This is a genomic window from Zavarzinella formosa DSM 19928, assembly GCF_000255705.1.
GTDB classification, from domain to species: Bacteria; Planctomycetota; Planctomycetia; order Gemmatales; family Gemmataceae; genus Zavarzinella; species Zavarzinella formosa.
On record NZ_JH636449.1, the window covers coordinates 204,207 to 215,403 of the forward strand.

Below are 11,197 nucleotides of genomic sequence, written 5' to 3' on the forward strand. Positions count from 1 at the left end.
GGCCCGCTGATGCCTCAGTCCAAACTCTCACGGCTTGGTGACAGTCACCAACACCGGGTCGCCGCAATAGGTGAACTTCATCACGAAATTGATGGACACAAAAGCCATCACATTGATTTGTTGATTCTCAACCGGCTTGGCGTCCGGGGCGGCCTTCAGGGTGATGTGTCCCTTGGATTGCTCGCCGGTGAGCAGGGTCAGACTGGCCTTGTCGTCCACGGTCACCCCGGCGGGAAGACTGTCGCCATAGATGGCTCCCAAGTGTTGATAGACCACATCCAAGCTGACGTTTGACTTGAAACCCGGCGCCCGCTGGATGATGATTTCAATCTTTTTCGATTCCCCCGGCTTGAGGGTGATCTTGCTCTCGCTGAGTTTGACGGAGAGCAGGTCCAGCGGATCGCTCACCGAGAGCGTATGCGTATCGACCGGATAGTGATATCGGCCGCCACCGGGCATGTAAATCTCTTGCAACGGCCGGGCCACGGCCGAGAGATTGACCGCCGGTTTGTCCTTCTCGGCAACAGAAGAAGTCCCGGTGATCCTCACATTCGAGGCCCCGATTTTCGCGTCGGGTGCCGCTTTGACATGGATGCACCCGTCACGGCCACCGGCGAGGATTTTGCCGCATTGGGCGGTCACGCCCGCCGGAAGGCCATCAATCGCCAATTGAACTTCGCCCTCAAAACCGTTCTTCCGAGTGACGCGAACAAAAATCACCGAAGCGGTTCCGGGGGCGAGCAGCGTCTTGTCCGTGTCCAGTTCGAGAAGGAACGACGGCTCGGCCTTCGTGACTTTCAGGAAGTAAACAAACGCCGGACCGCCGCGAGAATGGGCATCCTTGATTTCGATGACATATCGGCCATTCGCCGGGGCGGCCCAAGCCTCCAGACACGAATCGGCATGCACGAAGCGATCACGGAAGTCGTCGTTCTCGGCCAGCAATTGCCCTTTGTCGTTCAAGATTCGCATGTAGGGGTCGATGGCCGATTGATGATCGCGAGCAATGACTTGAAACGTGAACTTTTCACCGGCCTTTGCCTCGAAGGAGTAGCAATCAACATCCCCCTCGGTTTCGATGCGTCCGGCAACTCCCGACGGAACCCCAATCGATTGAGCCTTCGCAAACGTGTTATTGTCACCGGCGGCCTCCGCAATCGCGGGAAGATGGCTCACAACAACCGGAATGGCGTTCGATTGTTGTCCCTTGCCCAAGGGAACCGTGATCCACTGCAATCCCTCGGGCGTCTCTTTCGGCAAGCTGACCGTGGCCATCGGATCAGCCGGCAGGTTGAGGCCGACCAGTTCCACGCGGGTCGGAACACCCGGCGTCACCCGCATCGGGTGAACGTTGGTCACAAAAGGCCGGTCATTGATTTCGATGCTGTATTGCCAGTCGGCATTCCCCCCGAAACGGACATCGCGGATATCGAGATAATACTCCCCGTCACTGGCGAACTTGTGATGCAACAACGGGTCGGCGAAGAAGTAATTGTCATTGACAGCCAAAACCGTTCCTGCTTCGTTTCGGAGCGTCAGAATCGGGTCAGAATGCTCTTGAAGGTCGTGAATCTTGTCCTGCAATCGCTGGGAACGAACGTGGAAAGTGAGGGCCGTCCCCGCCTTCACTTTGAACTTGTAGAAATCCACATCCTCCAATTTCTCGAACGCCCCGCAGAGCGTCGCGGGCAGTTCCACCGGTTGGGCAGTCTTCATGGTGTCGTTGCTCAAGGCTTCCCGAATCACCGGATCGCTGACGATGACCAACTGGCCGACCGTGGAAACTCCATGCGGGGTGGCGATTCGCACTTCCCGCACACCGGGCAACGCCTCGGGGGTGACTTTGAAACGGACCTTCAACTTGGAGGCGCCAACGGCTTTGGCCGGCGGTTGCTTGGGATCGATCTTCGGCGGGTCGATTTCCCCAGTCACCCCGTCGCCGGTGATGAAGACCTTGTAGCCGCCGCCGAGGTTATATCGGGCGGAAATTTCGCACTCGGCCGTCGTGCCGGTTTGCACGGCCACCGGCTTGATGCTCATCAGCATCGGAAAGAAGGTGTCAGCCCGCCCGGCTTGGGCAAGCAACAATAATGCGATGGCGGCCAGTGTCTTCAACGATGTTCGCATGATGACTCACTTGAAAACGAATCCGAGACAACGCATTCCGCAACCGTGAATCAATGAACAAATTGAAAGTGCTTTGAGTTCAACAGAGACCAAAGCAGGTCTTGATAAAACAGCTTCGGGTCTTTGGATTCGGCCAGCAACTTCTGACAGGCGGCAATCTCTTCCTTGGCGGGCTGCCGGGAAAGAGTCGTCAAATAGAGGGCCGACAAGATTTCATCCGGCGACTTCTTCGCCGTCAGCATCGTGGCAATTCGGCCGTTGGCGTCGGCGATCTTGGCTTCGATGACTTCACCGTTGAGCGTGTGCAACGCCTGGGCCAGATTCGGCTCCGACACCCGCTCGCACTCGCAAACGGCTTCCCGCCGGGGTTTGCCAAAGGTACTGAGGAAGTAATTGTTGTACTTCGCGTCCGGGAGTTCGATGGCCTTGGTTCCGAGAGGAACCTTTTCAAACTTCGTCTGCACGCCCGTGGCCGAGTCGATCGCATCCAAGAGGGATTCGGCGGGAATCCGTTTCACATGATAATGACTGTGAAACTTCATATCCGAAGCATTGCCGGCGTTCGGTTGGGAATCAAGCTGATACAGCCGGGAGTTCAGAATCAGCCGGATCAATTGTTTCTGGTCGTAGCCAAGCCGGATGAATTCTTGAGAAAGGGCGTCAAGCAACTCCGGGTTGCTGGCGGGGTTGGTCCCGCGCATGTCGTCAATCGGCTCGACCAAACCGCGGCCGAGAAGATATGCGAAGATACGGTTGACGATATTGCGGGCGAAATAGGCGTTGTCCTTGGCGATGATCCACTCGGCCAGCGATTGTCGGCGGTCCGTCGCCTCGGTGACGGGTTTGCCCCGCAACGGGGTCGGCGGGAGAATCTTCCCAGTGCGGGGATGTGAAACTTCACCGGCCGCCCGGTTCATGATGACCGTCTCCTGGCCGAACAAGCCGAATTCCTGGCTGGGCTTGTTCCCCACGCGGGCAAAGAAGGCCGCGAACCCGTAATAATCGCCCTGGCTGAACGGCTCATACGGGTGGTTGTGGCATTTGGCGCATTGCAAACGCACTCCCAAAAACAGTTGGCTGGTGGACTCGGTCAGATCCTGCGGGTTGTTGGCGATGCGGAAATAGTTCGCCGGGCCGTTGCTAAACGTGGAGCCTTTCGCGGTGACCAGTTCTTTGACAATCCGGTCAAACGGTTTGTTCTCCCGAAAGGAAGCCTTGAGCCAGTTGTTCAAGGCCCACATGCCCTGCTCGCCGATGGAAGCGCTATTGGAGCGAATTAGATCGGACCACTTCAACGACCAGTACGCGGCATAGTCGTTGTCATGCACATTCAGGTTCGGATCACCCGTGAGGCCCAGCAGAAGATCAATCAACTTCTTCCGCTTGTCCGGATCGGTCGAACTCAGAAACGCCTTGGCTTGCTCGACCGACGGCAAAGTCCCGATCACGTCCAGCGAGGCCCGGCGAAGGAATGTCGCATCGTCGCACAGGCCCGAAGGAGGGATGCCGATCTCCCGGAACTTGGCCGAGGCTAATTTGTCGATGAAGTTATTATCTTTCCACCCCGCGAGATCCACGGTGTCGGCATAGGGGACGATGAACATGGAAATCGCCGAATGCCCGGCGAAGCGGACCATCGCCGTCCCCTGCCCTTTTCCAACGGTGCGAACAAACCCGTCCGAATTCACAGCCAAGACGGATTCATCCATGCTGTCGAATTTGGCCCAATGGGTGACATCCGTCGTCTTGCCATCCGCGAAAGTGGCCAGCACACGGAGTTGCTGGGTGTATCCTTTGGCCCCCACACGCCGGGGAGGTTGAACTTGCAAATCGGTCACCGGGTTGGCCACGCCGGATGGGCCGGGGGCGCCCCCCGCGAGCCAGCGTTCCAGAATTCGATAATCGACCGATCCCTTCTCCAGCCGTTTGCCCCCTTCGTGAATGACCTCGGCCGTGGGCTTCAGCAACAGAAGACTCTCGGCCGGATTAATCAAGTTTGCCCGGCGGGCGAATCGATCCCGGACGATGGCCTTGTGGTCCTCATCCGGGGCAAAGCCAAACACGGACAGTTTGAATCCCCCTTTGCCGTACTGGCTGGCATGACAGGCCCCCGCGTTGCACCCGGACTTGGACAACACCGGCATCACACTTTCGTTGAAACCAACCTTGGCCGCAGGATCAACACCGCTCACCGTCACCGGAATCGACCGCGTGGAACCCCCCACGGAAACCGTGAGGCTGGCGGCGCCATTTCCGACGGCCAACAATCGGCCGCCGGGTTGCACGGAAACGATCGCCGGGTTCGAGGATTGATACGCCGCCTGATCGGTGAGATCGCGGGATTTGTCGTTGCTGGCCGCAGCGCCCGCCGTCACAATCAACTGGCTTCGCGCATCATTCCCGCTGAGGGTGACCGTGGCAGGAGAGACAGAAAAATCAGTCTGGTCTCCGCGTGCCGACACGGTGACCAGAGCGCAAAGCCCAACGGCAGTCAGGAATACAAATCGGGGACAAAAATGCAGGTGCAAGTGAAACACCTCCGGCGGGCGGGAATGAAAACGGGCGGCGGGGTGGGATGGCAAACTATCGGCGGGAGAGTTGGTTAATATACAGCATCTTTCTCCCGCAGGTCAACCATCAAGTGGCGGGGTTTGCCATGCCGATAAGCATGGTGCCGCGTTTCGCTGATTTTTACATTGCCCTCGCTCAAACAATCAGTTAAAGTTTCCCTAACTCGTGAAGAGTTCCCTCCCGCCTGATGTTCGCCTTGGCAACGGTCGAATCACTCCTACCCCAGAGCACACATGCTCAGCCACTTTTCCTCCATGTTCCGCGATTGTGACGGTCTCCATCGCCGTGATCTTCTCAAAGTCGGCATGCTCGGCGGTCTGGGCGTCACTCTCCCAGGGTTGCTCGCCTCCAAGGCCCAAGCCAAAGAAAAAGCCCGCAAAACCGATGTGAATTGCATCGTCATCTGGACTCGTGGGGGCACGAGCCATCACGACACCTTTGACCCCAAGCCCGAGGCGCCGCAAAGCGTTCGCGGCGAATTCGGCGTCATCGACACGGCCGTTCCGGGGGTCAAGTTCGCCGAGATTCTTCCGAACATGGGCCGCGAACTCGGCCGTTATGCCCTGTTGCGTAGCTGGAACCCGCACAACGCCGGGCACGGCGTGGCCGATCAGTATGTGCTTTCCGGCCGGCCGATCAATCCGGCCTTGATCTATCCGACTTATGGTTCGGTGGTCAGCCATCAAAAGGGTTTCAAAACCCGGATGCCCCCGTTTGTGCAACTTGGCAATCAGGTGGATCGGGTCAATGGTGGCGGGACATCGGGTTATTTGGGCCAGGAACACAACCCCTTTGAAATCCACGCCAACCCGAACATCGAAAAGTTTCATGTGCGGGACATCACACCACCGGCCGGGGTGGATTCGTCCCGGCTTGAACGTCGGCGTGGCATGTTGAAAAAGATCGACGCCCTCCAACATCAAGCCGACTCCCAACCCGGCGAGTTCTCGGCGATGGATCAACATCAGCGGGCCGCCCTTGACCTCATCACAGCCCCGGAAACCAAATCGGCGTTCGACATTGGTTCGGAAGACCCCAAACTCCGGGACCAATACGGCCGCAACCCGTTCGGCCAATCCTGTTTGCTCGCCCGTCGTCTGATCGAGTCGGGCGTGCGATTAGTGACGGTCTCCGACGGCGGCTGGGACACCCACGCGAACAACTTCGCCTCGCTGAAAAGCAACCTCATTCCCCGGATCGACCGGGGCCTGCCAACCCTTCTGAGCGACTTGGAAGATCGTGGCCTACTCTCAACAACATTGGTGGTTTGGCTGACAGACTTCGGCCGGACGCCCAAGGTCAATTCGGCCGGAGGCCGCGACCACTGGGCCTCGGCGGGCTTTGCAATCATGGCCGGGGCGGGCGTCCCCGGCGGTTCGGTGTTGGGCCGCACCGATGGCGAAGGTGGCCGGCCGACACACGATGAATATGTCACCGAAGACATCGCAGCGACCATCTACACGAAACTTGGCATCCCGCTGGATTTGATGACGAACACGCCGGACGGTCGGCCGATTCGCCTCAACGAAGGCCGGGTGATCCGCGAGTGGATGTGATTCTGATCCGTGAATGAAAAAAAGGGGCGGGCAATCAATTGATTGCCCGCCCCTTTTCGTTTGGCGAATCAAGAGCCGATTAAAGCAGTTCAGACACCGGATCGCGGTTGTCGAGGATGTACATCGGCCGGCCGGTGCCGTTCTGGAAGGTCATCGAGGGATCGATGCCGATGGCTTGATACAGGGTCGCCAGCATTTGCGGAACCTTGTACGGCCGGTCCTTGGGGTGTTCCCCTCGGGCGTTCGTCGAGCCGACGACCTGCCCCATCTTGAGACCGCCGCCAGCGACCAAGGCCGACATGGCCGGGGACCAGTGATCCCGCCCGGCCTCGGACGAGTTGATCTTCGGCGTGCGGCCGAATTCGCCCCAAACGATGGTGACCACGTCATCTTCCATCCCGCGATCATGCAAATCTTGGATCAGGTTGGCAATCCCGCGGTCGAGTTCCGGCAGTTGCTTCTTGAGGGTCGTGAAGTTCGCGGAGTGGGTGTCCCAACCGCCGTAGCTGAGGGTCACGCACCCGACGCCCGCTTCCACCAGACGGCGGGCCTTGAGGAACATTTCCACGTTCTTGTAGCGATCCAACACGCGGGGATCTTCGTTCTTCAGGTCGAGGGCCTTGTGAACCGTGCCCGTCGAGATCATGTCGAAGGCCCGGCCGGTGAAGGCGTCCATCCCGCCCATCGTCGTTCCCTTGTCGATATCCCGACGAATCGTGTCAAAGGATGTCAACAGATTCTTGCGGTCGTCAAGCTTGGCGGCGGCACCATTGCGGAGCCGGAGGTTATCCAAGCCGGTTCCTTCGGAGGTGAAGGCCCGGTGGGCGACGCCGAGAAAACCGGGTTCGCAGCCAATGCTCATGCCCCGCAGGCTGACGAACGGAGGAATGTCGCTCTGGCCGGCCCGCACCCTCGACATCACTGACCCGAAGGAGGGATGCTGACCTTGGACAGCCGCGCGGTTGACCTGCTCGGTGAAGCCGGTCATCACATAGGAATCGCTGTGTTCGTCGTTGGCCACGAGGGAGCGGACAATGGACATTTTGTCCATCATCTTCGCCTGCATCGGGAAGTGTTCGGAAATCTGGATTCCGGACACGTTGGTGTTGATCGGTTTGAATTCGCCCCGGAACTCGGAGGGGGCGTCCGGCTTGAGGTCGTACATATCCATGTGCGACGGGCCGCCGGGGAGGTAGACCATGATCGCCGATTTGGGCCGGCCGCTGCTGGAAAGCGAATTGGACGGGGCGGCGGTGGCTTGCAGCCGAAGCATGTCCGCGAGGGTGAGGCCGGTGCCGAAGGCTCCGAGTTTCAGGAAATTCCGGCGGTGAAGACCGTCACAAAACGTCTGGCGTTTGCCAAGGAAGGAGAGCATGACATGACCCCGAAGAGGTAGGGAGTTCCGGCAGGTGGGTATTCACACATTAGGCGGTTCTCAGATATTAATCTGACTTCCGAACGAACGCAATCAGAAAAACTTCAAAATTTCATCTCGAACCCCTCCAGAATCGGCCGGATGGCAAGATGGGGGATTCCGGTCGCCAAGTTTCTCATGATTGGTCGAGAATCCGGGCCATGCGGCCAAACAACGCCGATGGCTCTCCGTGTGCGGGAGCAAGTTGGCCATCGCGGAAAATTCCCTGCTCATGCAACCACCGGGCAAATTCCGGCGCCGGGGACAAGCCAAACAACTCGCGTGTCAGCACGGCATCGTGGTAGCTGGTGGATTGGTAGTTCAGCATCACATCGTCCGCGCACGGCACTCCCATGACATAGTTGCAACCGGCGGCCGCGAGGAGCAGGAGGAGATTGTCGGCCGAGTTTTGGTCGGCTTCCGCATGGTTGGTGTAACACACATCGCACCCCATCGGCAGGCCAAGCAGTTTGCCCATGAAGTGGTCTTCCAGTCCGGCCCGGATGATTTGCCGTTCATCGAAAAGATATTCCGGCCCGATGAACCCGACGACCGTGTTGACGAGGAACGGATCAAGCGTGCGGGCGACACCGTAGGCGCGGGCTTCCAACGTGAGTTGATCGACACCGTGATGGGCTTCGGCCGACAGAGAACTCCCCTGCCCGGTCTCAAAGTACATGACTTGATTGCCCGCCCACGGAACCGGCCGTTGGTTGTGGGATTCCAAGGTCCGTTCCCGCCCCTCGCGGAGCATGGGGAGGGAGACGCCAAAACTCTCGTTGGTCTGTTGGGTTCCGCCAATCGATTGAAACAGCAGATCAACAGGGGCTCCCCGATCCATCGCCGCCAATTGGGTGGTGATGTGTGACAGGCAGCACGCCTGCGTGGGAATCTGGAGCGTGTCGATCAACCGGTCCAACGCCCTCAAAACATCGGCGACCCGGTCCACGGATTCGGTGGCCGGATTCACGCCGATGACCGCATCGCCGCATCCCATCGCCAGCCCGTCGATGGCCGAGAGGAGAATTCCGGTGACGTCATCGGTCGGATGATTAGGCTGCACCCGCACGGCAAAGACGCCTTCTTCCCCCAAAGTGTTGCGACAACGGGACACCACCCGGATTTTCCGGGCGACATAAACCAGTTCCTTGTTGGACATCAGCTTGGCGACCGCCGCTGCCATCTCGGGGATGATACCCCGCGACAAGGAAGTCAATGTCGGGCCGTCGGACGAGAGCAGAAACTCCCGGAGTTCGCCGACGGTGAGCGAACGAATCCGGGCGAAGGCCAATGGGTCGTGCGTGTCGAGAATCAACCGGGAAACATCATCGCGGTCGGGATCGACGAGGGGATTGCGGAGAATCTCCTCCAACGAAACGTCGGCCAAGACGAGTTTGGCGGCCGCCCGTTGCTTCTCGGTGACGGCCACGATTCCCGCGAGTTGATCGCCGGATTTCAACTCATTGGCGGCCGCGAAAAGTTGCTTGAGATCGTGAAAGGCAAACGTTTCCCCCCGGAGCGAATACCGATAAGCCACGGTTCAACTCCGGGTTGATTTGGGGAAGATAAAGAGAAGAGTTTCAAGCCGGAAAAGGCCAGACACTGCCCGTCGGCGCCCCGGCGGGGATTTCATGTTTGTAAAAATACGCCAGACAATCGCCGGTGTGATGCTGGAGGGCAATGGGTTCCCGGCCATACCAATCGGGAACGCCCTCGTACTCATCCAGCAAGGCCAACGCGCGGTCATCCACGCCCCACAACTCTCCCTCAATGGCCAACCCATGTTCGGTGTCCCGCACCAAGCCGGGATGCCAGCCAAGCCCGTAAAGCCGGTACAACGGCATCGTGGTGGCGGTTCCGAGAAACTGCTGCCCGGCCATTTTCCCGTTACCGGACTGGCCGGTTTTGAGCGTTCCGTAGACGAAGATCACCGTGTGAGCCATCAGGGCGTTCCTTGGAGTATCCGACCAAATCATCTCGCCTCAATCATCCGACGGGGCCTTGGCGAACTTCAGTTGCGTGCCGTTCGGGTCGGTCATCGTCAGCACGTCCTTTTCGATCACGACTTTCTCGTAATTTTCCTTCGTGCCGCCGAGATCCTGATCGGAGAGCAGCTTCAAGCCGTCCCCCTCAAGCAGGACATATTTGCCGGTCCAAACCATCGGGCCGGCGCGGTAGGTGAAGGTGAGGTTGGCGTTGAAATCAATGCTGATGGCCCCGGCCGGAATGTCGGCGCCGTTCACCGTGGATTTGAGGCTCTTCCACTTCGTCCCCTCGATTTTCCCCTTCAGGTTGGAGACGGGTTTGCCCTTCGGGTCGGCTTTGCCGACCACCCGGTCAAACTCCAGTTCCGTCCCGTCGGAATCAGTCATCGTCAGCACGTCTTTGACGATCACGATCTTTTCGAGGTTTTCCTTCCGGCCGCCAAGATCCTGCTCGGTGATGAGCTTCACTTGATCGCCCGCCAGCAATTCACATTTGCCGGTCCACTTCGCCACCGGGCCGGCCGTGTAGACAAGACTCAAGTCCGCGCCAAACTTCAGGGTAAGCGTCCCGGCGGGCAGTTCGGTTCCCTTCACGGTGGCTTTCTTGCTTTTCCACTCGGTCCCTTCAATCTTTCCCTTGAGATTGGAAAGAGGAGCGACTTCCTTTGGCGGAACCTTGACCATCGGCTTGTCCGTCACCTTGTCGAAAACCACTTCCGTGCCGTCCGGATCGACCAACCGCAGGACATCGCCCTTCAGGATCATCGACTCGATATTCTCCCGCTTGCCGCCAAGATCCTGATCGGAGAGCAGCTTCATGCTGTCCCCCTTGAGGAGTTCGTATTTGCCGGTCCAAGTCATTGGCCCGGCTTTGTAGGTGAAGGTCATGTCCTTGTTCAGGTCCAGCGTGATGATGCCGGGAGGAAGCTTCACTTCGTCTTTGGTGGTCATGGCTTGGGAACTCCACTTGGTCCCCTCGATCTTCCCCTTGAGGTTCGATTCGGCGGCCGGAGGAACCACAGGAATCGCCCCGAGCAATCCCCCCTTCGGCTTGGCGCGGTCGAATTTCAACGTCGTGCCGTCGGTGTCCACCAACGTGAGAAGATCCTTCTCAATGGTGATCTGTTCCTCGTGATCTTTCCGGCCGTTGAAATCCTCCTCAAAATGAAGGGTGACGGCATCCTTCTCCTTGAGTTCCATCTTGCCCTTGCCGGACGTCGCCCCGTTGATGTCGAAGGTGAAGGAATAATCCTTCTTGAACGTGAGTTTGATGATCCCTTTGGGGATTGTGGTCCCCTCTTTGGTTTTCATCTCCTGATTGGACCATTCGGTGTCCTCGATCTTCCCCCGGAGGCTGGATCTTGGGCCGATTTCGTCGGCCCGGCCGACGGGGCAACAAAACCCGGCGACCGCGAGCATGGCCGCGAACAAGCGAGCCGGACGGCAAAGAGCATTCATGCAAAAGGCTCCCGGAAGGGGGACCGTGGATAAGGATGCGCGCACATCGCGTCGAATTTGTTGTATTGTGCCCGGAGGCAAGAGTG

General features: G+C 58.7%; 7 protein-coding genes. 1 reads left to right on the forward strand and 6 read right to left on the reverse strand.

Annotation, left to right across the window (positions count from 1 at the left end):
• Positions 1 to 27: 27 nt before the first annotated feature.
• Together BGIM_RS0141110 and BGIM_RS0141115 are read right to left on the reverse strand one after the other, a co-directional pair.
• A complete protein-coding gene (locus BGIM_RS0141110) occupies positions 28 to 2,127 on the reverse strand; it encodes a pre-peptidase C-terminal domain-containing protein (RefSeq protein ID WP_020475432.1) in 2,100 nt (699 codons plus the stop codon).
• Positions 2,128 to 2,177: 50 nt separating this feature from the next.
• Positions 2,178 to 4,589 carry a DUF1549 domain-containing protein gene (locus tag BGIM_RS0141115; protein ID WP_157369813.1) on the reverse strand — a complete coding sequence of 804 codons (2,412 nt, stop codon included), beginning with the start codon at positions 4,587 to 4,589 and terminating at the stop codon, positions 2,178 to 2,180.
• A gap of 342 nt (positions 4,590 to 4,931) precedes the next feature.
• On the opposite strand from BGIM_RS0141115, the gene BGIM_RS0141125 reads away from it, so the two are divergent.
• Positions 4,932 to 6,254, forward strand: coding sequence for a DUF1501 domain-containing protein (locus BGIM_RS0141125; RefSeq protein ID WP_020475435.1), 1,323 nt, complete (start codon positions 4,932 to 4,934; stop codon positions 6,252 to 6,254).
• Positions 6,255 to 6,333: 79 nt separating this feature from the next.
• On the opposite strand, the gene BGIM_RS0141130 is transcribed toward BGIM_RS0141125, so the two are convergent.
• From BGIM_RS0141130 to BGIM_RS0141145, 4 genes are all read right to left on the reverse strand, one after another.
• Positions 6,334 to 7,629 carry a DUF1501 domain-containing protein gene (locus tag BGIM_RS0141130; RefSeq protein WP_020475436.1) on the reverse strand — a complete coding sequence of 432 codons (1,296 nt, stop codon included), beginning with the start codon at positions 7,627 to 7,629 and terminating at the stop codon, positions 6,334 to 6,336.
• A 175-nt stretch (positions 7,630 to 7,804) separates the two neighbouring features.
• Positions 7,805 to 9,205, reverse strand: coding sequence for an ethanolamine ammonia-lyase subunit EutB (locus tag BGIM_RS0141135; RefSeq protein WP_020475437.1), 1,401 nt, complete (start codon positions 9,203 to 9,205; stop codon positions 7,805 to 7,807).
• A 43-nt stretch (positions 9,206 to 9,248) separates the two neighbouring features.
• A complete protein-coding gene (locus tag BGIM_RS55175; protein WP_020475438.1) occupies positions 9,249 to 9,611 on the reverse strand; it encodes a gamma-glutamylcyclotransferase family protein in 363 nt (120 codons plus the stop codon).
• A gap of 39 nt (positions 9,612 to 9,650) precedes the next feature.
• A complete protein-coding gene (locus BGIM_RS0141145) occupies positions 9,651 to 11,111 on the reverse strand; it encodes a hypothetical protein (RefSeq protein WP_020475439.1) in 1,461 nt (486 codons plus the stop codon).
• Between the last annotated feature and the right edge of the window lie 86 nt (positions 11,112 to 11,197).

Bases quoted from the DNA above. Each gene is read 5' to 3' on its own strand.
- BGIM_RS0141110 (WP_020475432.1), bottom strand. From the start codon at position 2,127: ATGCGAACATCGTTGAAGACACTGGCCGCCATCGCATTATTGTTGCTT.
- BGIM_RS0141125 (WP_020475435.1), top strand. From the start codon at position 4,932: ATGCTCAGCCACTTTTCCTCCATGTTCCGCGATTGTGACGGTCTCCAT.
- BGIM_RS0141130 (WP_020475436.1), bottom strand. From the start codon at position 7,629: ATGCTCTCCTTCCTTGGCAAACGCCAGACGTTTTGTGACGGTCTTCAC.
- BGIM_RS55175 (WP_020475438.1), bottom strand. From the start codon at position 9,611: ATGGCTCACACGGTGATCTTCGTCTACGGAACGCTCAAAACCGGCCAG.
- BGIM_RS0141145 (WP_020475439.1), bottom strand. From the start codon at position 11,111: ATGAATGCTCTTTGCCGTCCGGCTCGCTTGTTCGCGGCCATGCTCGCG.